This is a genomic window from Pseudomonas fluorescens (assembly GCF_019212185.1).
Taxonomy (GTDB): domain Bacteria; phylum Pseudomonadota; class Gammaproteobacteria; order Pseudomonadales; family Pseudomonadaceae; genus Aquipseudomonas.
Map to the genome: position 1 here is coordinate 2,387,324 of NZ_CP078138.1, position 22,859 is coordinate 2,410,182.

A 22,859-nucleotide genomic window follows, 5' to 3' on the forward strand; every position below is an offset into this window, starting at 1 on the left:
GGGTTGTAGCATATGAGCAGACCAATGCCGCCGGCTGACTTGCTCCAATCGCCTTGGATGACCCTTCGCTCTGCACCTGAAGTATGGGAATGGCTCCAAGCCGAGATCCTTGCCGACACCGGCAGCATCCACAACGAAGACCATGCCCACCTACTGGATGCAGACATCCAGATCATGTGGGCATCGTCCAGTTTCGAGAAGCAGGGTCGCACAGTGCTGGGCCAGGCTGAACAGGTAGCGTTCCGTGCTGGTGGCTGGCAGAAAGCCCGGATGGAGCAGCAGATGATGGATTGGTTCGGCGATGTGCCGACCTACATCATCACCTTGGCTGCAGATTACTGCGCCCATTGCTCCGACGCTGATTTCTGCGCCCTGGTCGAGCATGAGCTGTACCACATCGCCCAGGCGAAGGATCAGTACGGCGCCCCCAAGTTCACGCAGGAAGGATTGCCCAAGCTGGAGATGCGCGGCCACGACGTCGAAGAGTTCGTCGGTGTGGTTCGCCGCTACGGTGCGAGCCCTGAAGTGCAGGAGTTGGTAGACGCTGCGAACAAGCCTGCTGAAGTGGGGAAATTGAACATATCGAGGGCCTGCGGAACCTGTCTGCTCAAGTCGGCCTGAATATTGACAGGCATTAGACGGATGAGAATTTATGGCAGTCCTGAAAAGTGAGGTGAAGAGCTTCATAGTTCAGGCCCTGGCGTGCTTCGACACACCGTCCCAGGTCGTGGAGTCCGTCAAGACTGAATATGGGCTGGTTGTGAGCCGCCAGCAGGTGGAGACGCACGATCCAACCAAGGCAGCCGGGAAGGGGCTTGCCGCGAAGTGGGCGACCCTGTTCCACGACACACGCAAGCGATTCCGTGAAGAAACCGCCGAGATCCCGATCGCCAACCGAGCGTATCGACTTCGGGCGCTTGGCCGCATGGCTGAGAAAGCCGAGAGCATGAAGAACATGGCGCTGACTGCCCAGTTACTTGAGCAGGCAGCCAAAGAGGTCGGCGATGTCTACGTGAATCGCCAGACCAAGAGCGAAAACCCACATGACAATCTGGCGCCTACTCGGGTGCAGGTCGACGTAGTGGACGCGAGGAAGCCTGATGCCGAGCCTTAACGTTCCGCAATCACAGTTCCTCTTGTTGCCTCACAAGTTTCGCGCTTTTGTTGCTGGGTTTGGCTCTGGCAAGACCTGGGTTGGATGTTCGGCACTGAGCAAGCACTTCATGGAGTGGCCCGGGGTCAACGCTGGCTACTTCGCACCGACTTACCCGCAGATCCGGGACATCTTCTATCCGACCATGGATGAGGTGGCCTACGACTGGGGGCTCAAAACCAAGATCAACCAGGCGAACCATGAGGTTCACATCTACAGCGGCCGGCAGTACCGCGGGACTGTGATCTGCCGGTCGATGGAGAAGCCGCAGACCATCGTCGGCTTCAAGATCGGTCACGCCCTGGTAGATGAGTTGGACGTGCTGACCGCTATCAAGGCGCAGCAGGCCTGGCGGAAGATCATCGCCCGGATGCGTTACAACCTGCCGGGGCTGAAGAACGGTGTCGACGTCACCACCACACCGGAAGGCTTCAAGTTCGTCTTCCAGCAGTTCGTGAAACAGCTTCGCGATAAGCCAAAGCTGAACGAGATGTACGGCCTGGTGCAGGCCAGCACGTTCGACAACGAGCTCAACCTGCCGGACGACTACATCGAATCGTTGATGGAGTCGTATCCGCCGCAGTTGATCCTGGCATACCTCAAGGGGCAGTTCGTCAACCTGACGTCCGGCACCATCTACACGGCCTACGACCGCAAGCTAAACCAGTGCTTCGACACGGTGCAGCCAGGCGAGCCCCTATTCATCGGGATGGACTTCAACGTCGGCAAGATGGCCGCCATCACCCACGTCAAGCGCGACCAGGGGCTGCCCCGGGCGGTTGATGAGCTGGTCGATGGCTACGACACGCCGGACATGATTCGCCGCATCAAGGAGCGCTACTGGCGCCACAACGGCAACAGTTTCGAGAAGACCTGCGAGATCCGAATTTACCCGGATGCTTCGGGCGGTTCGCGGAAGTCGGTAAACGCTAGTGAAACCGACATCGCAATCCTCAGGCAGGCGGGCTTTTCGGTGATCGCGCCCGATGCCAACCCGCCAGTGAAGGATCGGATCAACGCCATGAACGCCATGTTCTGCAATGCACAGGGTGAGCGGCGCTACCAGGTGAACCCGTTCACCTGCCCAACCTATGCCGACGGCCTGGAACAGCAGGTGTGGTCAGCCAATGGGGAGCCGGACAAGAAGTCAGGCAACGACCATGCGAACGATGCCGGCGGCTACTTCATCCATCACGACTACCCAATCGTTAAACCGGTTACCCATCTTCCAGTCACATTCAGCTTCTGAGGCCTTCCATGGCGAATTACAGCGACATCCGGGCAGAGTACGCAGAAGCCCTGCCTGGCTGGCAGCTGGTGAAACGTTGCGTGGCTGGTGCCCGAGAGGTCCGCAAGCACGATATCTACCTACCGCAGCCAGACCCCGAGAACAAATCGCCGGAGAACCAGGCGCGGTACAAGCAGTACAAGAAGCGGGCGATGTTCCTCAACGTCACCGGGCGAACTCGCACCGGTTTGATGGGCGCTGTGTTCCGCAAGACTGCTGAGCTGACCCTGCCGACCGGTGTCGACTACCTCAAGGAGAACGCCAGCGGCGACGGCACCAGTCTTGAGCAACTGTCGAAAGAGGCGGTGGGTGAGTGCCTGGACACTGGGCGCGGCGGGTTCCTCGTGGACTTTCCGACGGCCAAAACCGAAAGCGGTGTGTCCTCGATGGCTGATCTGGCCACCAAGCGCGCATTGATTCACTTCTACGACGCCCTCGCGATCATCGATTGGGATGAGCAGGTGATCGATGGCGTGAAGAAGCTCGTCTACGTGAACCTGCAGGAGAACGTTACCGAGTTCAACCCGGCCGAACTGTCGCGCGAGACCTACAAACAGAATCGGGTGCTGCTGCTGATTGATGGGAAGTATGTGCAGCGGGTGTACAAGGAGGGTGATGCCGCCCATACCGAAACTGAGCCAACCGACAAGGATGGCCAGCCATTCGACCACATCCCGTTCAGCTTCTTCGGTGCCCAGAACAACGACGCCAGCGTGGACAAGTCGCCCCTTGAAGACCTGGCCGACGTCAACATCCTGCACTACGGCAACAGCGCCACGGTGGAGGAGAGCGGCTTCATCAGCAGCCAGCCGACGCTTTTCATCACCACTGACATTGATCCGGACAGCTTCATCAAGCTGAACCCGAACGGCATGCACATCGGTTCTACCCGTGGCTACAACCTGGGCAAGTCCGGTACCGCAACTCTGGTCCAGGCCCAAGAGACCCAGCTCTCCCGCGCTCTGATGAAGGACAAGGAAGAGCAGATGCTGATGATCGGCGCTCGCATCGTCCAGCAGGGAGGCGGTGCCGAGACAGCTGAAGCAGTGCGCATCCGGTACAGCTCCGACAACAGTGTTCTGAGCACCATCGCCGGCAATGTCTCCGAGGCAATCAGGCGGGCCATCCTGGACGCTGAGCGCTTCATGATTGGCGAGCCGGACGAGAACAGCACCGTGTTCTGGCTCAACCAAGCGTTCTTCGACGAGACCATGACCGCGCAGGACATCATGGCCCAGGTGCAGCTCTGGCAGCAGGGCTTCATTGCGAAGTCCGATGTGCGGACCAACCTGCGCCAAGGTGGTGTGCTTGAGGCTGACCGGACTGACGACAAGATCGACGAGGAGCTGGCGAGCCAGCCCCCAGTAGGCGGAAGCGATGAGCAATGAGGGCTTCCTCGAAGACGCGGCTACCCGGCACCAGATTTACGTCCAGCGGTACGCGGGCGGAAACCTCAAGCGTGTAGCTGTGTTCCTCAGCAAGGCGATCAGGACAGCCAAGGAACGCGTATCCGCAGGACTGAGCGCCTACGGCACGCGTCGGTACACCTCGCAGATAGAAACGCTTCAGGGCGATTTGCGCGGCATCTACGACGACCTCAAGGGGCGCGCTCAGCTTGATCTGGGCGAATTCGCGGCCTACGAGGCTGAATTCAACGCCACCATGTTGGGCAAGGTCGTCCGGGCCGTGGTGCAGCTCAGTGTTCCGTCGGCTGAGATGGTTTCGGCTGCCGCCCTGATCGATCCGCTGCAGTTGGAGGCGCGCAAGGGAATACAGCGCATCAGCATCAGTGGTGCGTTGGACCAGTTCGGGACCAAGAAAGCAGCCGAGATCATCGGTGAGATCCAGATTGGTTCAAGCTTGGGCGAAACCAGCCAGCAGATCAGAAGGCGCCTGACAGGCATTCACCAGTTGCAGCAGGACCAGGCCGCCTCGCTGGTCCGCACCATGACCAACCACATCGCCAGCACGGCCAGGGCCGAGGTGCTCAAGGCAAACGACGACATTCTCAAAGGGATGCGCCGGATTGCCACGCTCGACTCCAAGACCACGCTGTTCTGCATGAGCATCGACCAGACGATTATCCCGCTGGATGGGCCGCGACCGCCGTATCACTGGGGGTGCCGCACGACAATCGTACCTGTGCTGAAGGACGAGTTTGCGCGGGAGATTCCAGGCTCTACCAGGCCCTCAATCGGTCCTGATGGGGTGGCGCTGGTATCGAGCAAGACGAGCTATCAGGAATGGCTGGCACGTCAGCCGGCGGCCTTCCAGCGTGACATCCTCGGCCCGAACCGGTACGCGCTGTTCAGCAAGGGAGAACTGACTCTGGACAAGTTCATCGATGACAACGGCAAGACGCTGACCCTTCAGCAACTGAAAGACCTTGAGCCCCTGGCTTTCGAGCGTGCGGGTCTTTAGCGAGTAACCAGATTGAACAGCCCTGCCAGCCGGCGGGGCTTTTTTATACCCGCAGGCAGGGCCTGCACCAAGTCTCTGGGAGACAGCAATGACCTTGAAATTCCAACTGGACAGCCTCGATGGCGTCGACGAATCCATTCAGGCCCTGTACGTCGAGAAGGACGGAAAATTCGTTCTCGGCATCGAAGGTCTGCCACAACCTGAAGATGTCTCCGGCCTCAAGTCGAAGGTTCAGGAACTGCTGGACGAGAAGAAAGCGGCTGACAAAGCCCGCAAGGAGGCCGAAGACGCGGCCCGCCTGGAGCGTGAAGAATCCGCCCGCAAGTCTGGCAACGTCGAAGAGCTCGAAAAGTCCTGGTCGGAGAAGTACAACCGCCGCGAGGCTGAGCTGAACGGCTTGCTGGAGCAGGAGCGTGGCAGCTTGGGCGGGCAGATCCGGGATCTGACCGTCGGCCGTACCGCCACTGACATCGCGACCACGCTGGCCATCCCCGGCAGCGCCAAGGCATTGCTTCCCCACATCGAACGCCGCCTGAGCGTTGAGCAGCGCGACGGTAAACCCACCGTTGTGGTGCTGGATCAGGCCGGCAAGCTCTCCGCGACCACGCTGGACGAGTTGAAAGCTGAATTCATGAACGACCCTGCGTTCGGTCCACTGATCGCAGGCAGCAAGGCATCTGGCGGCGGGGCCGGCGGTGCTGGGAAGGGCGGCGGGGCCGCGAAAGGAAACATTGGCGGCACCAAGACGGAACGCACGGCGGCAATTGCCAGCCGGTTCCCAGATCTCCCTCAATCGTAAGGAAATAACTCATGTCCCTGTCGCAAATGCAGGTTTTCAACGAATACATCATGCCGGCGACTCTTGAGACGCTGGATCAGTATCTGGCCGCTTTCAACGCTGCCAGCCGCGGCGCAATTGTGCTGTCTCCGGACGGCTTCACCGGCGACTTCCTTCAGGAGTCGTTCTTCCAGACCTTGGCGGCTGCCCAGCGCCGTGTGGACCGCTACAGCGCAAACGCTGCTGTGGCCGCCACCGATCTGACCGAACTGAAAAACACCTCGGTGAAAGTCGCCGGCGGTTTCGGTCCGATCCGCTACGAGCCGTCGCAGATGACCTGGCTGGAGCGCCCAACCGCGCAAGGCATCGAGGTGGCGAGCCGTGCGTTCGCCGAGATCCTGCTGAAGGACCAACTGAACACCGCGATTGCAGCTCTGGTAGCGGCCATCACCGCTCAGGCCGCCGCCGTGAATGATGTGTCGGCTACCGCAGGCATCACCTACGCCGGTCTGAACAACGCCCATGCGAAGTTCGGCGATGCAAGCCAGAACCTGGTCACCCAGGTGATGCAGGGCACCAGCTACCACAAGTTGGTCGGCCAGAATCTGGCGAACCAGCAGCAGCTGTTCCAGGCTGGCAACGTCCGCGTGGTGGACATCCTCGGCAAGATCTCCGTTGTGACGGATGCCCCTGCGCTGATGCAGGCCGGCACCCCGAACAAGGAAATCATCCTGTCCTTGGTGCAAGGCGCCGCGCTGGTCCACGATGGCCGCGACATCATCAGTAACGTCCAGACCACCAACGGTAAGGAGCGTATCGAAACCACGCTCCAGACCGACTACACCTTCGGCCTGGGCCTGAAGGGCTACACATGGGACACCACCGCCGGCGGCAAGTCGCCAACCGACGCCGAGCTGGCGACCGGGACCAACTGGGACAAGACCGCCACCAGCATCAAGCACACCGCCGGTGTTGCTCTGATCGGTGATGCCTCCAAGTAACCCTGACAGCCGAGCCGGGCCCAGTGCCCGGTTTGGCGAGGACATGATCATGAGCAACAAGAACATCTGGTATCTGCCCGGCCCGTTCCACCAGTACCAGGAAGACGTGAAGGCGCTGGCCAAAGACGCCGGCCTGCGCATCATCGACGCCAACGCGACGGAAGGCCGTGAAGACGCCGCCTCCGAGGTGCCTGAAGTCACGCTGCGTGAAACTCCCCACCAGGTGGTGATTGTCGGCGCCGGAGATTCCGAGCAACTGAAAGACCTGATCTTACGACTGAACATCGAGCGTGATCTGATCGTTACGTTGGTCGAGTCGGCCGAGGGTCTGGCTCCTCTGACGCACCCAGAAGCCGGCGAGCTGCCGATCCGCCTATTCGATGCGTTGAGCGGTATTCACCAAGGCATCACCAAGCTGAAGTCCGAGCGTGACGGTCTTGCTACTGAAAACGAAGCCCTGCGTGGCGAAGTGGCCAGCCTCAAGGCCTTGGCGAACAAGACCGCCGATGACAGCGCCGAGATCGAAGCCCTCAAGGCCGCACTCGATGCCGCCAATGTCACCTATCGCGCCAACGCCTCGAAAGAAGCGCTGCAGAAGCAGGTAGCTGAACTGACCAAGGCGTAACACCCGGGGCTTCGGCCCCGCTCATTCAAGCGGAGGCCTGATGGCTACCTACATCACCGTGGCGGACGTAGACGCCATCCTCGGCTCCGACTGGACCACCGAGGACAAGAAGGCGCGCTCGGTCATGCAGGCCAACGCCTATCTGACCTCGCTGAACCTGGTCGGCGTCGACATGGATTCCATCCCGGTAGAGGTGAAGCAGGCCGGCGCTGAGCTGGCCAAGGTCGCCTCCGAGGGCAAGCTGTACCAGCAGAAGACGGAAGGCTCGCTCGAAGCCAAGACGGTAAAAGCCGGCTCGGTCACCACCAGCAAGACGTTCGCCTCGATCGACACCAGCAAGCTCATCGCGCAACCGGGTGATGTCCAGTTCGCACTGGCACTCCTCAACCCATGGATGCGAAGCGCATACAGCTTCGACGTGTACAGGTGACCCATGGGATTACGCGATGAGATCCAGGCTGATCTGGCCGAGGCCTTCGACACTGACCTGGCCGATGCGGTGCAGGCGTTCACTGGTGAATACCTGGGCCCCGGCGTTTACGACCCGGTGACCGAAGAGACAACCGCCCTGCCTGTGGCCTATACCGGGCGCGGCGTGCTGGATAACTACGACAGCCGCCGCATCGACAACGTGAACATCAAGGTCGGCGACGTGCTGCTGATCTGCCTCGCGAACGAAACCACGGACAAGCCTGCCGTTGGCCATAAGGTCACCACCACCGACCTGCTTACGGGTGAGCCTGCGGTTTACACCATCGTCAACCCGGGCGTTGATCCGGCGGTTGCTCATTACGAGATCCAGATGAGGAAGTGACATGGCCAAGAGCAGAGGGTGGACCACTCCACCGAGCTTGTTCGCTGACGTGGTCGAGGAAGACTTGGTGAAACGCGTTCGCGTGATTGCCATGGCCATGCTGAACGAGATCGTCTTGCGGTCGCCTGTTGATACTGGGCGCTTCCGGGGAAACAACATCGTCAGCGTCGGTGCGCCGGTCTATACCACCACGGCAAACATTGACCCGAGCGGCGCGGACACCATCAGCCGCGGGCTTTCTGCAATGACCGGCCTGGAGCCGTTCACCCAAGTGTTCGTCCAGAACAACCTGATTTACAGCGTGCCGCTCGAAAACGGCCACTCAGCCCAGGCGCCGGCGGGCATCTACGGTGTCGCCTTCGCCGGCGTCTCACAGGCCTATAGCTCATGACCTTTGAACAGATCCGCAGCATCGTCATCACCCGCATGACGCAGTGGGCCGGTATCCCGGCTACCAGTGTGGATTACCCGAACAGTCCCCAGCCGTTCGACCCGGCCGGTAACCCCATCTGGGCCAGGCTGGCTGACGTGCCGGGATTGGCCAGCGCCCCAGAGGTGGGAGTCGGCGCATGCGTTCGTCGCACCGGGCTGATCATCATTCAGCTGTTCGTCCCTACCTACAAAGGCACGCTGGTCATCACCAAGGCCGCTGACACCCTCGTCGAGCACTTCCAGTTCTACAGCGACCCGACCGGGCCATTCGACTGCTTCGCCGTCTCGGCCAACGTGGTGGGTGATGACGGGCGCGGGTGGTACCAGGTCAACGTGTCGATCCCATACCGGGCCTACTGAGCCCTCAACATCCACCGCCACATGGCGGTTTTTTTACGCCTATCGATAGGAGAAACACCCCATGTCCAGTGGTGCCAAGGTCCAGCTTGCCTGGATCAAAGAGGTGACCCCAGGTGTTACGCCGGTCGGTGATTGGAACGTGCTGACGCGAATCAGTAACGGCCTGATGCCGACCTTCAACTCGGAAGAGAACAACGAAATCGGCTTCACCCGCATGTCGCAGGGTACCGCCCAGACCACTGTGGACGTTGGTGGCGACATCGAAACCAAGTGGCGCTATGGCGCGCTGGACGAGTTCCTGGCCTCGTGCTTCGGCAAGGCCTGGGCGGCGAACGTCCTCACCATGGGTGACGACCGTATCACCTTCTCGATCGCCTCCTACGCGACCGACATCGGCGTGTCGGCAATCGCCCGCGGCGTGCAAGTCGCGACCATGAACTTCGACTTCCCAGGCGACAACGAGGTCACGGTCACCACGACCATGGCCGCGCGCGCCTGGGATGACAAGGGCGACAACACATCGTTCATCGTCAACGCCCAGCCCGAAACCAGCCAGCGCCGCTTCAGCTTCAAGGACATCAGCGGACTGAAGATCAATGGCGTTCAGGTGGGCGAAGACAACGCCTGCGTCGACAGCTTCAACCTGCAGTTCGACAACGCCGTGCAGACCCAGCGCTGCATTGGCAACGGCAATCCGTACCCAGGCAACATCATTGCCACCACGTTCACCCCGTCGGGTGCGATCACCATCAGCTGGTCGAAGATGGCATACGAGCTTTGGAAGCGGCAGAAGTCCAGCGACGCGATCAGCCTGGAGTTCACCGTGGGCAACGCCGATGGCGGTTACAACATCCTGATCCCCGAGATGGAAGTGACCGCTGACTGGCCGGATGGCGGCTCCACCGACATCATCCAGGTGGAACTGAACTACACCGCCCGCCGCGTGGCCCCGACTATCACCCGCCTGCCTGCGCCAGTGGTTATTGCTGCCGTGGCCGTCACGCCAGACACCCTGGCGCTGGATGTTGGCGACACCGCCGACCTCGAGGCGCTGGTCACCCCGGCCGGAGCAAGCCAGAGCGTCATATGGACCAGCTCGTCCCCGGCCATTGCCAGTGTCAGCGAAACCGGCATGGTCACCGGCCTAGCCGCCGGCAGCGCGACTATCACGGCCGCCAGCGTCGCAGACGGCACCAAGACCGACACCTGCGCTGTCACCGTCACCGTTTAACCCTTTGCCTGGCGCGCCCTGCGGTGCGCGTCGGGCCTTTTACCGCAGAGGAATACCATGGGCATCACCATTGCAAAGAAGCCTGAGCTGGATATCAACGGTCAGCGCTGGGTTGAATTCGCCCCGGGCGCCGAGATCCTGGTGGGCTCGATCGCCAACCCGATTTACAAGTCTCACCAGGCGCTGATCAACCGCCACCTGGCCCTGATCAATCAACAGGCCGGCATCGGCACCGCAGAGTTCAGCCTGAGCACCATCCCTGATGTCGAGCTGGAGACCGACGACGACCTCTTCATCGAGCTCGCCGCCAAGCACCTGATCAAGGACTGGAAAGGCGTGGATATCGAGGAGCGGCCTGGAGAGCCTGCCCCGTACAGCCCTGAGTTGTGCGCACAGCTGATCAAGCAGATGAGCAGCGTCTATTTCCTGGCTCTGCGCACCGGCACCGACATTGCTCGACGAGTCGAGGAGCAGGCCGCGGCCACTGCGGAAAAGCAGTAGCGGCATATCTCTGGGGTAGGGAGTGGGCCGGGCCGCAGAACGAGAAAAAGCGCTGGAAACATGAGCGCCTCGGGCTGAAGGCTCAGGAGCCACCAGAGATCGATGGTGTCGTCGCTGAGATCCTTGAGGCTTATGCCCACATCAGCCGATCGCGGCAGTACGTCGGCATGGTCGGCGCTCCGGCGCCAATCGCGCCATCGGCCATCACCGAATACCTCGACCGCTACCCCTCTGCGATATGCCGCGAAGAGTTCGACGCAGCCGTCTCTGCCCTCGATGACAAATTCCGCCAGAACTGGGACGAACAGCACGAGAAAGCCCAGGGGGAAGCTGAATCCAAATCCAATCCGAATAGGCGTTGACGCAGGAGAACGACATGGCGCAGGAATCCCGCCTTGCGGTGACAATTGACTCGCGCGGGGCCAAGCGCAGTGCCGACGATCTGACTGGCTCTCTTGAGCGCATGGAGCGGGCGGGGGATGCGGCCGCAGCTTCGGCGGACGGCGTGTCATCCAGTCTCGATGATCAGCGAAAGGAACTAACCCAGCTCCTCGGGCAGATCAATCCCACGGTTGCCGCCCTTGGTCGCCTGGACGATATGCAGGAGAAACTGGCCAAGCTGAAAAAGGCCGGAATCGTCGAAAGCGACACATTTGTCGAGTACACCCAGCGCATCAACACCATGCGCGATGCTTTGGGCGAGACCACTGTCGGCATGAACAAGGCCGGCATGTCGGCCAAGGCCTACCAAGCAGCTCTGCGCGGAGTTCCGGCTCAGTTTACTGACATTGCCGTAAGCCTACAGGGTGGCCAGGCTCCTTTGCAGGTACTGCTGCAGCAGGGCGGCCAACTGAAGGATATGTTCGGCGGAATTGTTCCGGCAACGAAGGCGTTGGGCGGATATATCCTCGGCCTGGTCAACCCGTTCACCGTGGCTGCTGCGGCGGCAGGCACCCTGGCACTCGCCTATTACCAGGGTTCTGAAGAGTCTGAGCGGCTGACCGCGTCGATCATCAAGAACGGAAACGCGGCCGGCACCAGCTACAGCGAACTTGCCAGCCTTGCTCAGCAGGTTGCAAACACCGGAACTACCGTAGGCGCAGCAGCTGATGTGATTGGCCAGCTGTCGGCAGCAGGCAACCGCCTGACCCCTATGTATGCCCAGATCGCGCAGGCTTCACTTGCCTGGGCGAAACAGACAGGCACCGATGTAACGAAGGTCGTCGAGACATTCAACGATATCGCCAAGAGCCCGGTGGAGGCAGTTAAGAAACTCGACGCCGAGCTGAATTTTCTGACCACTAGCCAGTACGCGAACATCACATCCTTGCAGGAGCAAGGGAGAACGCTGGAAGCGGCCAGGGTGGCGACCGATCTCTACGCCAGTACGCTTAGCAGTCGCTCCGGAGAGATGCAGGCAAACCTAGGGTCGCTAGAAAGCGCTTGGCAGTCGCTTGCCGGATTCGCTAAGCAGGCGTGGGATGCAATGCTCGATGTGGGGCGCAAGAAGACGCCAGAGCAAGAATTGAGTGAAGTCTACAATCAGATCGCTGATGCGCAGAAAGGCATAAAACGTGGAGGGCGTGCGGCGTTTCAGTTGGGTGTCAACCAGCAAAGCCTGGACCAGCTGGAGAAGCGAGCCACTGAGCTTCAGGGGCAGATCGCCCAGGCCGGCGTAGATGCGTGGCAGGCCGGCACTACCAAGATTGTTCAGGATGCCGGCAAGAAGGGCATCGACCTCATTAACTCGACGTTCCAAGGCGCCCAGACACAGACCGCGAAGCTGCAAAAGCAATTGGTCGACCTCGATAAAGCCCGCGCTGACGCCTTGAAGTCCGGAGGACTCGGTGCCGCTGAAGAGACGAAATACGCGGCGGCCCGCAAGAACATCGAGAAAGAAATCGCCGACATCAAGGAGCGTGAGGCGAAGAAGAACAAGCCGAAGGCTGTAACCGGCCTGAATCGAGGTGTGGCTGAGGCCGAAAACACATTCTCCCGGCTTTACGGGCAGTACGACCCAGCTGCTCAGGCCGCCCGGGCGCTGACCAAGGAGCAAACCCAGCTCGACCTGGCATTGAGCACGGGAAAAATCAGCCAGGAGGAATACGGAAAGGCGCTGGCCCAGGCCTCGAACAACTATGCCTCTGCACTCAAAGGCGCCCAAGGCCTCACCGTTGTCGAGCAGTACCGGGCTCAGCTTCAGAAGCAGCTGGCTAATGAGCAAGCTCAGTACAACTTGGACGCCGCAAGTGTCGGAATGGGTGACCTGCAAACATCGCGCATGCAGCAACGCCTAAACTTGGAGATGCAGACCAATGATCGGCTGCTCCAGCTTCAGACTGAGCTGGCTAACGCAACGGACGAAAAGCAGCGCCAGGCTTTGCAGGGGCAGATCAATGCCGTCAACGAGTTCCTGCCTCAGCAGATCGCTGCGATGCAGGCCGGCTGGGCGCAGATGGATCAAGCCATGCTCAACCCTATCAACGGGTGGACAGCGGCAGTCCAAAACTTCGGTAACGAAGCGCGGGATATCGCCGGACAGACGCAGTCGATCTTCTCCAGTTCGTTCAACACCATAGCGAATGACATCACCAGCGCGATCAAGAGTGGCAGCTTGTCGTTCAAGACGCTTGGGGATATCGGCGCTGACGTGCTCGACCAGGTGATCACCGGATTTATACGGATGGGCGTGCAGATGGCGATGAACGCCGCGCTGAACGCGACACTCGGAGCTTCGGCAGCAGCGACCAACATTGCCCTGGCTGGGACAACCGCTTCCGCCTGGGCGCCTGCGGCCGCGATGGCTTCTCTTGCCACTCTCGGCACCAACGCAGTGCCGGCTGCTACTGCTTTGACTTCCACCACAGCGCTGGCTGCCGGTCTCGCAGTTGTCCCTGGTTTCGCCACTGGGGGTTACGTGTCCGGGGCTGGTACCGGCACCTCTGACAGCATCATGGCTCGACTGAGCGACGGTGAGTTCGTGGTTAATGCCCAGGCCACCAAGCGCAACCGTTCGCTGCTAGAGGCTATCAATTCGAACGAGCGGGTATCGGTGGCAGGTCGTGGCGGATCGGTCGCGGCTACGCAGCCAAGCAACAGCCCTGCTCCGGTCGCGGCTCAGCCGAATGTGACGGTGAACCTGATCGAAGACCGGTCCCGCGCCGGAACGGTTGACCAGCGCACAGGCGACAACGGCCAGCTTGAAATCGACGCGTTCGTCGCTGACATCTGGGGCGGTGGCGAGCGGGCGCAAGCGCTTGAAAGTGCCTACGGGCTCACCAGGCAGGGCACCTAACGAGGAAAGGCAATGATTCAGTACCCGGCAGAATTGCCACTTCCTCTGCAGGAGGGATACGGCCTGAATACGGCCGATCCGATGCGGGCTACCCCGATGGTTACGGGGCGGACGCGCTATCGCATCAGGCACAGGCGCACGCCGACCTCGGCGTCGTTCAGTTTTAACTTCGACGAAGAAGAAGCGGCTCTTTTCGAGGGCTGGTACGAGTGGTCGATAAATCTCGGCCTGGAGTGGTTCGAGATGCCGCTTCAGACGCCGCTTGGACTTCAGGTTCATCTTGTGCACTTCAAGCGGATGTACGGCGGCGGCGAACTGGCTCAGATAAAGCGGTGGAGGTTCACTGCTGAACTTGAGTTCAAAAAGCGCCCGGTCTACACCGAGGATCAGTACCTCGGGGCAGCGCTGGGCATGCCGCTTGGCCAGTTCAATGACGGCCTTCAGGGATCGCTGGAGAAGTGGTACACGAGGTACTTCGGATGAACCTAATTGAACAGTGCTACGCATCGGGCCTTGGGGAGTTGGTCGACACCATCGAAGGGCGGGAGGAGGGAGGCTCCGTCTCCCATCTCTACTGCTCCGGCTTTGAAGACAGGGTGTGCACCACCGAGGACGGCCGAACCCTGACCTTCATTGCGATGGCCATGGACCTGGCGCTACCCAAGAACGACAACAGCGGCTTCCAGAGCCTGGTTCTCGGCATGGACAACGTGACGGGAGAGGTCCAGGAGGTGGTGGAGGCAGCGAAGGCTGCCGGGCGGCGCTTCATCATCACCTTCCGCCGGTACTTGGCGGAAGACCTGTCGTTCCCGAGTGAGCGCTACCGAATGACGCTGCTCAGCCGCGATTATGAGGACGACATCGCCAAGCTCACCGCCGGCTTCTACGACCTGCTCAATACAAACGGTCTTCGCACCATCCTGACCACAACCTTGGCCCCTGGCCTGAAGTACACCTAACCATGATCGAGAAATTCATGCGCGCCCCGTATCGCGAGGGTGCAAGGGGCCCTATTGCCTTCGATTGCTGGGGGCTTTGCCGAGTCATTCGGCATGACCTGTTTGGGCTGCCCTGGCTGCCAAGTCTTGGCTCGGTGGGCAAGGACAAGATCCGCGAGAACACCAAGGCATATCGCTCGCTTCGAGTCTCGATGGAGGAGTGCCCGCCTGAGCCTGGAGCAATAGCTGCAGTCTTGCGCGGCGAGGCCCTGCTTCACGTTGGGACCGTCCTCCATATCGAGGGACGCCTCAAGGTCATCGACACAAACCCCGGCGGCGCCTGCCTCCGGACTACCGGCGAATTCGAAGCCTCTTACCCAAGGGTGGTGTACTACCGTGATCGAGTTCTATCCCAATAAGTTGTCTGAAACTGCGCCTTTGGGCACCTGGAAGACCGATCGCCGGATGACCATCGAGCAGTGGCTGAAGGAACAGTCGTCGTCTTATGAGCGCCGGGAAAGCCCGCCAATCAGCATTGTGCTCAACGACGAAGTGATCGAGCAGCGGCTATGGCACAAGGTCCCATTCAAGCCATCAGACCTGCTGCAGATCTACCGTGAACCCAAGGGCACCGACCCGTTTTCCATCACCTTCGCGCTATTTAAGGGCGCCAAGGCGGCGCTGAAGTCATTGATGCCGAAGATGCCGGGCATGCCGTCCAACGCCGGCACCCAGCAGGGCGACCCGATCGCCGAGGCCAGTGCCAAGGGCAACAAGGTCAAGCTGGGCGAGCCGGTTCGGCAGATCGCGGGCCGCCAGCGCATCTACGGCTCGTACCTCGCCCAGCCCCGTCGAGCGTATGTCGCGCCCCGGGATCAGCGCGTGGAAATGCTGGTCTACATCTGCGAAGGCGAGTGCGACATCCCGCTTTCGAAGGTAAAGGTTGGTGAGACGCCGCTGATTTCATTGGGGTCGGACGCGGTCTTCACCATCTACCCACCAGGTGCCGACCTGTCAGCAGACCCGGCGCACATCAACTGGTTTAATGCGCCGGAAGTTGGAGCAAGTTCCAGCGGGTCGGCCGGCCTGGAGTTGACCATGGCCACCGATTTGGCCAGGTCGGCGACTGCGTCAGCGTACCAGTTCATAAACGATACGATCAGCGTGCCGGCCGGCTCCGGCCAGTTCCCAGCGGACTGGTCGAACGGCATCATCATCCGTGTGCTTGCCCCGTACACCTACACGGTTATCGACGGCGGCGCCGGGCGCGACATAATCCGCGGCCCGCTGGAAATGTTAAATCCGGCGGTGGGTATGCTGATCGAGGTTGCTGGATCTAACGCCGGCCTGTACGTCGTCCACAGCTACGCGCCATACAGTCCGGCCGTACCTGCTGACCCAGGCACGGCGTCGACCCTCACCGGCTCAGCGGCGCCAAGCCGTTACGATTTCAACGTCACCCCGCTCAGCTTCAGTCTGGGGCGCGCCGGCTCGACCTATCCGGTAACGCTGAACGCGGCGACCACCGACCTGGCCGGCCTGGTCACTGCGCTGAATGCCCAGCTCAGCGGTTCGCCCATCCAGGCGCAGCAGAGCAGCGGGCGAGTTCACTTCGTCGAGCTGACCCCGTTTGCTGGGCAGACCATCACGGTCACGGGAGCTTCCACGATTCTTGGGGCTTCCCCGGCGGGCGTGACCGGTACCGCAACAACCAGCGGCACGCCAGAGCAGCCGGCCGAGATGACCCTGAACTACGACGGCGGCTCGCCTGTCGTTGGCCTGGCGCTAGGGCAGGGCTTGGCTACCATCGGCCCGCGAGGTCTGCGCTACAGGATCACCGCCTATAGCGCGAATCTGCTGGAGGTCGAGCGCCTGACGTCGTCCGGTGCAACCGACTCAGGCTGGCCTGGCTTCAACACCATGCAGACCGTTAACGGCCTGATCACGCTGGATGCCTCGAACCTGCAGGGCGGCTACCGCGGGCCAGTAGCGTGCTGCCCAGAAAACGAGAAGGTCATCGAGTTGGAGTGGTCTGTTACATACGCCAACGGTCTATGCGGCATTGGCCGGGAAGGGCAGATTTATGAGATCCCGACCTACTACGCCTTCGAGTACCGCGATATGGACGTGGCCGGGGCATGGACCGTGCTCGAGCAAATGAACTGGGGTGGATCCCTTGACGCACAAGGTTTCACCACTCGGGTGTGGCTTCCTTACCCTATGCGAGCCGAGGCAAGGGTTCGCAAGCTATACAAGGATCGCGCAGGCCGGATTAACGACGAGGCACGCGATGACGCCACCTGGACCGACCTGCGTGGCCGCATGCAGAACTCGCCCACAAGCTACCCAGGCCTTACGGTGATGACCTGCAGTATCCGTGGTGGAGATCGGCTTTCCGCACAATCGGAAAGCCAGGTTAGCGTGGAGGCCACACGAATTCTCCCTCTCATGGAGGGCGGTACCGGGCCAACCCGCGACATCGTGCCCTGGTGCATCTACCAGTTGAAGGCGCGCGGATACACGGATGACGATCTGGATCTGCCTGAGTGGTGTGCGTTCCACAACACCTGCGTTGCCCGTGGCGACACCTACGACGATACGCTCGACGCGAGCATTACCGTCAGGGATATGGTCAACAACGCCCTGGCCTGCGGATTCGGCGAGCTGGTGACGTTTCGCGGGCTGCTCCGGCCGGTGCGTGACTCTGCGCGCGCGGCCTTCGACGTGAGTTACGGGCCGAAGACGCAGACCTACTCGCCGCAGAACATGACCAAGATGCTCAAGATCAGCGGCGCCATGCCGTCGATCAACGACTTCGATGGTGTCGACGTTGAGTACTTCTCGACCAAGACATGGGCATGGGAAACGGTTCAGTGCCGGTGGCCAGGGGATCTAGGCACCAAGGTCGAGAAACTCAAGCTGCCAGGTGTGAGCGAAGAGTTCAGGGCTTGGCGCCTGGGTATGCGCCGGCGTGGGCACCAGAAGTTTCGCACTGACGTGTACAGCTGGGAAACCGAGATGGACGGCAGTAACAGCGGCTATCTCAGCTTTGCGGCAGTGGCCGATGACGCGCCGAAGCGATGCCAGAGCGCCATTCTGTTGGACATCACCGTTACCGGAACAGGAACGCTTCTTAGCTCATCCGAGCCGCTCGACTGGAGCGCGGGGGGAGAGCACCGAATTGGCGTTCGACGCCTCGACGGTACGTTGTCAGGGCCATGGGTAGCCACGCAGGTTGACCCCTACACAGCCAGAGTTGACGCGCTGGACTTCACGCCAGTGGTCGATGGGCCGCTAGAGCCGCCGCACATCCTGTTCGGGCCTGCCGCGCGATGGGCCTACCCAGTCTTGGTTACCAGTTCTGACCCCGCCAACGGCAACGTATCCATGCGGGGCATGCCCTATGACGCCCGCGTTTACACCTACGACGACCAATTCCCGCCGGCCTGACGGCCAACAAGTCCTGATCAAGGGAACATGAGGAAAAAATATGACTGGCGCAGAGTCTCTGCAGCTTTTTCAGGAGCTTGTTGCCAGCGGCAATGAGCTTTTCCTGTCCGATGAAGACTTCGTCGTCATCAATGGGGTAACTAAGCCAACCCTCAAGAAGATCTATGCCGACTTCTTGGCGAGCATGAACACCTACCCGAGCGTTGCTGAAGGCCTGACCGAGACCAATGGCACAGGCACACAGAATCGCTTCTTCACTGTGCCAGGTACTGGTGGGACGTTTGAAACGAGGTATCGAAACGACGCTGGCGTAGCGGTTCAAGTCGGCAGGGCGTCAAGCGCTGATGCTATCGAAAACGTGTTGAGCTTGGTAAGCGCGGTAGACGGGTCGCTTCTCTACTACCTATTGGATGATCTTGGGTTTGCATGGGGCAGCATCAGCTCCACCGGCTTCGATTTGCCAGGGATGGCAGCAAAACAGAAAGAGCAAGAAGGGACTTCAATGTTAGACCCAAGTGATTTCCTGATTTTTGATGACGGCCCGGATGGGTCGACCTTTGGCGCAGTCAGTTCGCGGAGGACGCCCGGTGACGAGATGATGGTCACCGACCCGCTTGGGTTTGTGTGGTGTGACCTAAAAAAGCCCGGCGGAACAGAAACAAAGACACCACCTTCAACCATTCCCCTGATTTCAGGCCCGATTTGTGGGGTTCAGGGCGAATACACATCGATTTACGTCCGGAACATTCTCCCTGTTCGTTCAGACACAAACCTGGTTCGCGGGACTATCGCCTCTCGGTCTCTGCCGGAAATCATCACAAGCACTGATGAGATCAAGTTCAGGACGCAGGACTTGGGATCGCAAGCCTATCTCTACCTTCGATCCGAACTGACCTCGGCAAGTCGAACCAGGCTGACCCTGAACTGCGTTTCAGCCCCAAACCCAGGTACTGGCGCTGGGGCGATTCTGACCCTTGGCGACTCCATCCAAAACCGGCAGGGCGGAACTCAGCAGAAACAGTTCCTTGAGTCCTGGGGATACACACCGAGCTTTGTAGGAACCATCAATGGCTCGTCTGCGGTGGATGATCCAGACAACGCATCGGGCGAACTTGGGGAGGCTCGCGAGGGATGGGAGACAGGTGACTTCACCTATTCGGTTACTGATCGGGTAAGCATTGTTGAGCCTGGCGCGGAGGCTGCCTACCTCGCTTCCAACAAGGCGACCAAGTGGCCAATAAATCCGTTTTTGCGAGCTGCCACGGGGTCGGATGATTCCAGCATCGTCCGGAACGGAAGGGTCTTCGATCCAGCCTTCTACCAATCTCGTTTTGGTATCGCGACGCCGAAGATCGTCAATATTGCCTTGGGGACAAATAACGTTCGAGATCGGAGCGTTGCCGAGATCTACAGCAACGCCTATTCAGATTTGTTGCTGATGGTGAACCAGATCCGTGCAGCGTGGCCGTCAGCAAAGATTGTGATGTCTTGCCCAAGCACGCCTCGCGACAACATTCGCGACCCGCTTTGGGAAACCAAGTACGTCCCGCTGCTGCGCGCCATGCTCCAGGTACGCAACGATGTGTCCAACGCCAATGTGATGGTCTTCCCGGTCTGGGCTCACGTAACCCAGGAGGCCGGATACACCATCACGTCGCCGGTAACTGACCCGCTGACCGGCGCCGTAACGGGCGCCCTTGGCGACGCTATCCATCCTCGCGAATCCACTCGCCAACAGATGCAGAAGGCATACGCCAAGTTCTTCGCCTGCGTCCTCGCAAACCTCATTTAAGGAAATACCATGGGTACCGCACTGATCGCCAAAAACAGCAACGCCGAGAACGCAGGAATTCGCAAATTTATCCCGCCAGTCACTCGAAATCTTGAGGCATGGCACTTTCTCAACACCAGCGTGATGAAAGCCGCAATCAACTATGCAATCGACAAGCCTGACGCTCAGGTCATCGGCGCGCCTGCAGAGTTCGCCAGCTATATCCAGTTCAAGGGTCAGGCCAATTACCTGCAAACGCAGGTTGCTGATGCTCCCACTCAGACCATCTTCAGCGTGGTTCGGTCCAAGGACACGCTGGTGGATGTTGCTCACTCTCCGGCGTTCTATGGGACATATTCGACCGCAGCGGCAGGAGCGGCGCTTTACTGGGATTCTGGCAACGCTGCTCTCGTAAAAACTGCTGCTCGCTACTCGGACGCTGGGCAGACAACCCAGACATCGGCCCCTATCTCTCAGTCCCAGGCAGCCGGCCAGATTGTCATTGGTGAGTGGTCACTGATCGTTGACGTGACGAAGGCGGATTTCAACCGAAGCATCAACGCCACCAAGAATTCGACCCGGACCAGCGCATCGGTTACCTACGGGCGAGCACCGGCCTCCATTCCTTTCAGGGTCGGCTCTGCGTACGCTGGGAGCCAGAGCTGGGCCGGCAGCGCGGATATGGCACTCTGGGCGCATTATTCGACCGAGCTTACTGATTCGGAGATCGCAGCTGTCATTGCGCGGATTCGAGCGTACATGTCCCAGCGCCATGGGATCGTCGTTTAATTCCCACGGTTTCTACAAATTGATACCATGAAGTTCTATCAGACTCGAACGTCGAAGCCACTTCAGTGTTTTGTGCTCATCTGGTCTGCAATACCGCTAGATAAGGACAAGTCGGGTAAATGAAGGATCTGTTTTCGCTCAATGAGCTCGTGATTGTTTTTTCAGCAACGTTGGTCGTTGCGTCTTGCGTTTCAGCAGTTGTCGCTACATTTTTAACTCGCAAGGTTCGTGCCCCAAGCGTGCCAGAAGACTTAGAAAAGCCGCAGGCTTCCAGTCATCATCCATTCCGTGGTGGGCTTTTGTTTGAGCCCACAATTGCCATAGCCGAGTCTGATCGATCAGCAATTTACCCCGCTGGTATCTTGACGCGCAGAGAGCTGGCGACAGACGTCATATTCACGATCGCAGGGTCTGAGACAGCTTACTCCTACACTGGAGGTATTCTTCCAGTCGGTAGGGAGCTCGGGCGCAGCGCTGTTCTAAATCTGCGAACCGCTGATTCAGCGGATGACCGCCGGTTTATGGTTTTGAATATCGTCTGCGTTCCTCAGCAGTCTGGAACTCCCATCAAGGTATTGATGATCGGAGACAGCATCGTTAATCGCGACGGTGCGAGGTTGTTGCATAAGCACCTGCAAGATCTCGGATTTACTCCGCGAATGTTGGGTCTGCTGAAAGGGATGAATGCGGAAGGCAGTTCAGACGGACTTCTAAGCGAGGGCCGCTCTGGCTGGGAAAGTGGTGACTACACTTTCGCCATTAACGATAGGGCGCTGCCGATTGCAGATGGTGAGGAGCAGGCCTTTCTCGAGCTAGGCAAAGGGGGTAGGGTGACCTACAACCCATTCATCCGCGCGGCAAATGCTGATGATGCACCTGAGATTGTCCGCAATGGGTATGTTTTCGATTGTGCGTACTATCAGGCGAGATTCAACTTTGAAACCCCGGATGTGGTTATCAATGCTCTGGGCACGAATGACGCAAGAGATCGGGCGACGTCAAAGGTCTACGATTGCGTGTACGACAACGACAGGATCATTCACTCCCAGATTCGATCTGCCTGGCCGAATGCGCGAATCATCAGAACTCTTCCCTCCACCGCCGTTTCGAGTTCCCGAAACAAACTGTGGACGTATAGCTATGCAAAAATTATTAGGGCGATACGCGCATCAGCGAAGGACCTCGCTGATCCGCTCCTGACCGTCGCGCCTCTGTGGGCAATGACTAATCCGGAGGGGGGTTACGACATGCCTTCTTTAGAACCAGGAGCCGATGGCTTCGTCACCGGAAATTGGGGTGACCCTATTCATCCGTCTGGCGCTTCACAGCATGGGTATTACAAAGCCATGGCGCCATTTGTTGGAGCCGCCGCTCTGGGGATGCTCGATAGTAAATGATCGGGAAAATCACCAGGCATAAGCATCCTGGACCATAGGAACATTTGTTTATCGCCCGCCGTTGAGCGGGCTTTTTTTCGCCTGGAGAAAGCAATGGCAAGACTTTCAGAGAACAGGGCGGGTAGCCGCAATGCGCTCGCCTTCCTTGATATGCTGGCTTGGGCAGAGGGCACCGGCACTTCCCCGGCCACGGCCATGGATGGCTATGACGTGATCGTCACTGGCATCGACAGAAAGCCCGAGGTGTTCAAGGACTTCAGCGATCATCCCTTTGCCCGGGGTCGCAAGTCCAAGGTCATCAATAGCAAGGGGCTGACCTCGAACGCCTCCGGCCGTTATCAGCAAATGCTCAAGGACTGGCCGCATTACCGGGCGCTGCTCAAGCTCCCGGACTTCAGCCCGATCAGTCAGGACCTGCTGGCGCTGCAACACATCCGCGAGTGCCGTGCGTTGCCCGACGTCCATGCGGGCCGAATCGAAACGGCTATCAAGAAGTGCCGGGGCATATGGGCGAGTTTGCCGGATGCCGGCTATGGACAGCGCGAGCACAAGTTGGAAAACCTTGTTGCGCGCTATATCGCCGCGGGTGGAAGCCTGACATGAGAACGATGGAAA

Annotated in this window: 23 protein-coding genes; all 23 read left to right on the plus strand. The window is 59.7% G+C overall.

Translation table 11 applies throughout. From position 1 onward, the window contains the following. The first annotated feature begins 12 nt into the window (after positions 1-12). Positions 13-621, plus strand: coding sequence for a putative metallopeptidase (locus KW062_RS10965; protein WP_105754670.1), 609 nt, complete (start codon positions 13-15; stop codon positions 619-621). 31 nt (positions 622-652) lie between these two features. Continuing rightward, entirely contained in the window at positions 653-1,114 is a 462-nt protein-coding gene (locus KW062_RS10970; RefSeq protein ID WP_105754669.1) for a DUF2280 domain-containing protein, read from the plus strand. Next, positions 1,101-2,402: a terminase large subunit domain-containing protein gene (locus tag KW062_RS10975; RefSeq protein WP_105754668.1), complete on the plus strand. Its 1,302-nt coding sequence runs from the start codon at positions 1,101-1,103 to the stop codon at positions 2,400-2,402. Before KW062_RS10970 ends, KW062_RS10975 begins: the two co-directional genes overlap by 14 nt. A gap of 8 nt (positions 2,403-2,410) precedes the next feature. Next, on the plus strand, positions 2,411-3,829 hold the full coding sequence (locus KW062_RS10980; protein ID WP_105754667.1) for a DUF4055 domain-containing protein: 1,419 nt from the start codon (positions 2,411-2,413) through the stop codon (positions 3,827-3,829). Next, on the plus strand, positions 3,819-4,862 hold the full coding sequence (locus tag KW062_RS10985; RefSeq protein ID WP_105754666.1) for a phage head morphogenesis protein: 1,044 nt from the start codon (positions 3,819-3,821) through the stop codon (positions 4,860-4,862). The genes KW062_RS10980 and KW062_RS10985 overlap by 11 nt, the downstream gene beginning before the upstream one ends. Positions 4,863-4,950: 88 nt before the next feature. Further along, on the plus strand, positions 4,951-5,661 hold the full coding sequence (locus KW062_RS10990) for a hypothetical protein (protein ID WP_105754665.1): 711 nt from the start codon (positions 4,951-4,953) through the stop codon (positions 5,659-5,661). Between the two features lie 11 nt (positions 5,662-5,672). Continuing rightward, positions 5,673-6,641, plus strand: coding sequence for a major capsid protein (locus KW062_RS10995; protein ID WP_105754664.1), 969 nt, complete (start codon positions 5,673-5,675; stop codon positions 6,639-6,641). A 49-nt stretch (positions 6,642-6,690) separates the two neighbouring features. Then, positions 6,691-7,266, plus strand: a complete 576-nt coding sequence (locus KW062_RS11000; protein ID WP_105754663.1) for a hypothetical protein — start codon at positions 6,691-6,693, stop codon at positions 7,264-7,266. Between the two features lie 40 nt (positions 7,267-7,306). Further along, positions 7,307-7,696 carry a protein singed gene (locus KW062_RS11005; protein WP_105754662.1) on the plus strand — a complete coding sequence of 130 codons (390 nt, stop codon included), beginning with the start codon at positions 7,307-7,309 and terminating at the stop codon, positions 7,694-7,696. 3 nt (positions 7,697-7,699) lie between these two features. Continuing rightward, the gene (locus tag KW062_RS11010) at positions 7,700-8,080 is read left to right on the plus strand and encodes a glutamate 5-kinase (RefSeq protein WP_105754661.1); all 381 of its coding nucleotides are present in this window, start codon (positions 7,700-7,702) and stop codon (positions 8,078-8,080) included. Between the two features lies 1 nt (position 8,081). Beyond that, positions 8,082-8,471 carry a hypothetical protein gene (locus tag KW062_RS11015; RefSeq protein ID WP_105754660.1) on the plus strand — a complete coding sequence of 130 codons (390 nt, stop codon included), beginning with the start codon at positions 8,082-8,084 and terminating at the stop codon, positions 8,469-8,471. Then, positions 8,468-8,872: a phage tail terminator-like protein gene (locus tag KW062_RS11020; protein WP_105754659.1), complete on the plus strand. Its 405-nt coding sequence runs from the start codon at positions 8,468-8,470 to the stop codon at positions 8,870-8,872. The genes KW062_RS11015 and KW062_RS11020 overlap by 4 nt, the downstream gene beginning before the upstream one ends. A gap of 61 nt (positions 8,873-8,933) precedes the next feature. Then, complete coding sequence (locus KW062_RS11025) at positions 8,934-10,103, plus strand: phage tail tube protein (protein WP_105754658.1); 1,170 nt, start codon at positions 8,934-8,936, stop codon at positions 10,101-10,103. Positions 10,104-10,160: 57 nt separating this feature from the next. Then, positions 10,161-10,604 (plus strand): hypothetical protein, encoded by a 444-nt coding sequence (locus KW062_RS11030; RefSeq protein ID WP_105754657.1) that lies wholly within the window; start codon positions 10,161-10,163, stop codon positions 10,602-10,604. A gap of 376 nt (positions 10,605-10,980) precedes the next feature. Beyond that, the gene (locus KW062_RS11035) at positions 10,981-13,899 is read left to right on the plus strand and encodes a phage tail length tape measure family protein (protein WP_105754655.1); all 2,919 of its coding nucleotides are present in this window, start codon (positions 10,981-10,983) and stop codon (positions 13,897-13,899) included. A 12-nt stretch (positions 13,900-13,911) separates the two neighbouring features. After that, positions 13,912-14,382 carry a transposase gene (locus KW062_RS11040; RefSeq protein WP_105754654.1) on the plus strand — a complete coding sequence of 157 codons (471 nt, stop codon included), beginning with the start codon at positions 13,912-13,914 and terminating at the stop codon, positions 14,380-14,382. After that, positions 14,379-14,858, plus strand: coding sequence for a DUF1833 family protein (locus KW062_RS11045; protein ID WP_105754653.1), 480 nt, complete (start codon positions 14,379-14,381; stop codon positions 14,856-14,858). Before KW062_RS11040 ends, KW062_RS11045 begins: the two co-directional genes overlap by 4 nt. Positions 14,859-14,860: 2 nt before the next feature. Then, a complete protein-coding gene (locus KW062_RS28865) occupies positions 14,861-15,256 on the plus strand; it encodes a C40 family peptidase (protein ID WP_105754652.1) in 396 nt (131 codons plus the stop codon). Further along, the gene (locus KW062_RS11050) at positions 15,234-18,287 is read left to right on the plus strand and encodes a host specificity factor TipJ family phage tail protein (RefSeq protein ID WP_105754651.1); all 3,054 of its coding nucleotides are present in this window, start codon (positions 15,234-15,236) and stop codon (positions 18,285-18,287) included. Before KW062_RS28865 ends, KW062_RS11050 begins: the two co-directional genes overlap by 23 nt. A 40-nt stretch (positions 18,288-18,327) precedes the next feature. Beyond that, positions 18,328-20,079 carry an SGNH/GDSL hydrolase family protein gene (locus tag KW062_RS11055; RefSeq protein WP_105754650.1) on the plus strand — a complete coding sequence of 584 codons (1,752 nt, stop codon included), beginning with the start codon at positions 18,328-18,330 and terminating at the stop codon, positions 20,077-20,079. A gap of 9 nt (positions 20,080-20,088) precedes the next feature. Further along, complete coding sequence (locus tag KW062_RS11060; RefSeq protein WP_105754649.1) at positions 20,089-20,847, plus strand: hypothetical protein; 759 nt, start codon at positions 20,089-20,091, stop codon at positions 20,845-20,847. A 119-nt stretch (positions 20,848-20,966) separates the two neighbouring features. Continuing rightward, entirely contained in the window at positions 20,967-22,244 is a 1,278-nt protein-coding gene (locus KW062_RS11065) for an SGNH/GDSL hydrolase family protein (protein ID WP_105754648.1), read from the plus strand. Positions 22,245-22,337: 93 nt separating this feature from the next. Continuing rightward, entirely contained in the window at positions 22,338-22,847 is a 510-nt protein-coding gene (locus KW062_RS11070) for a glycoside hydrolase family 24 protein (RefSeq protein ID WP_105754647.1), read from the plus strand. Positions 22,848-22,859 lie beyond the last annotated feature (12 nt).

Bases quoted from the DNA above. Each gene is read 5' to 3' on its own strand.
- KW062_RS10965 (WP_105754670.1), top strand. From the start codon at position 13: ATGAGCAGACCAATGCCGCCGGCTGACTTGCTCCAATCGCCTTGGATG.
- KW062_RS11040 (WP_105754654.1), top strand. From the start codon at position 13,912: ATGATTCAGTACCCGGCAGAATTGCCACTTCCTCTGCAGGAGGGATAC.
- KW062_RS11015 (WP_105754660.1), top strand. From the start codon at position 8,082: ATGGCCAAGAGCAGAGGGTGGACCACTCCACCGAGCTTGTTCGCTGAC.
- KW062_RS10970 (WP_105754669.1), top strand. From the start codon at position 653: ATGGCAGTCCTGAAAAGTGAGGTGAAGAGCTTCATAGTTCAGGCCCTG.
- KW062_RS11065 (WP_105754648.1), top strand. From the start codon at position 20,967: ATGAAGGATCTGTTTTCGCTCAATGAGCTCGTGATTGTTTTTTCAGCA.
- KW062_RS11070 (WP_105754647.1), top strand. From the start codon at position 22,338: ATGGCAAGACTTTCAGAGAACAGGGCGGGTAGCCGCAATGCGCTCGCC.
- KW062_RS11025 (WP_105754658.1), top strand. From the start codon at position 8,934: ATGTCCAGTGGTGCCAAGGTCCAGCTTGCCTGGATCAAAGAGGTGACC.
- KW062_RS11005 (WP_105754662.1), top strand. From the start codon at position 7,307: ATGGCTACCTACATCACCGTGGCGGACGTAGACGCCATCCTCGGCTCC.
- KW062_RS28865 (WP_105754652.1), top strand. From the start codon at position 14,861: ATGATCGAGAAATTCATGCGCGCCCCGTATCGCGAGGGTGCAAGGGGC.
- KW062_RS10985 (WP_105754666.1), top strand. From the start codon at position 3,819: ATGAGCAATGAGGGCTTCCTCGAAGACGCGGCTACCCGGCACCAGATT.
- KW062_RS10980 (WP_105754667.1), top strand. From the start codon at position 2,411: ATGGCGAATTACAGCGACATCCGGGCAGAGTACGCAGAAGCCCTGCCT.
- KW062_RS10990 (WP_105754665.1), top strand. From the start codon at position 4,951: ATGACCTTGAAATTCCAACTGGACAGCCTCGATGGCGTCGACGAATCC.
- KW062_RS11010 (WP_105754661.1), top strand. From the start codon at position 7,700: ATGGGATTACGCGATGAGATCCAGGCTGATCTGGCCGAGGCCTTCGAC.
- KW062_RS11055 (WP_105754650.1), top strand. From the start codon at position 18,328: ATGACTGGCGCAGAGTCTCTGCAGCTTTTTCAGGAGCTTGTTGCCAGC.
- KW062_RS11060 (WP_105754649.1), top strand. From the start codon at position 20,089: ATGGGTACCGCACTGATCGCCAAAAACAGCAACGCCGAGAACGCAGGA.
- KW062_RS11035 (WP_105754655.1), top strand. From the start codon at position 10,981: ATGGCGCAGGAATCCCGCCTTGCGGTGACAATTGACTCGCGCGGGGCC.
- KW062_RS10975 (WP_105754668.1), top strand. From the start codon at position 1,101: ATGCCGAGCCTTAACGTTCCGCAATCACAGTTCCTCTTGTTGCCTCAC.
- KW062_RS10995 (WP_105754664.1), top strand. From the start codon at position 5,673: ATGTCCCTGTCGCAAATGCAGGTTTTCAACGAATACATCATGCCGGCG.
- KW062_RS11000 (WP_105754663.1), top strand. From the start codon at position 6,691: ATGAGCAACAAGAACATCTGGTATCTGCCCGGCCCGTTCCACCAGTAC.
- KW062_RS11045 (WP_105754653.1), top strand. From the start codon at position 14,379: ATGAACCTAATTGAACAGTGCTACGCATCGGGCCTTGGGGAGTTGGTC.
- KW062_RS11020 (WP_105754659.1), top strand. From the start codon at position 8,468: ATGACCTTTGAACAGATCCGCAGCATCGTCATCACCCGCATGACGCAG.
- KW062_RS11030 (WP_105754657.1), top strand. From the start codon at position 10,161: ATGGGCATCACCATTGCAAAGAAGCCTGAGCTGGATATCAACGGTCAG.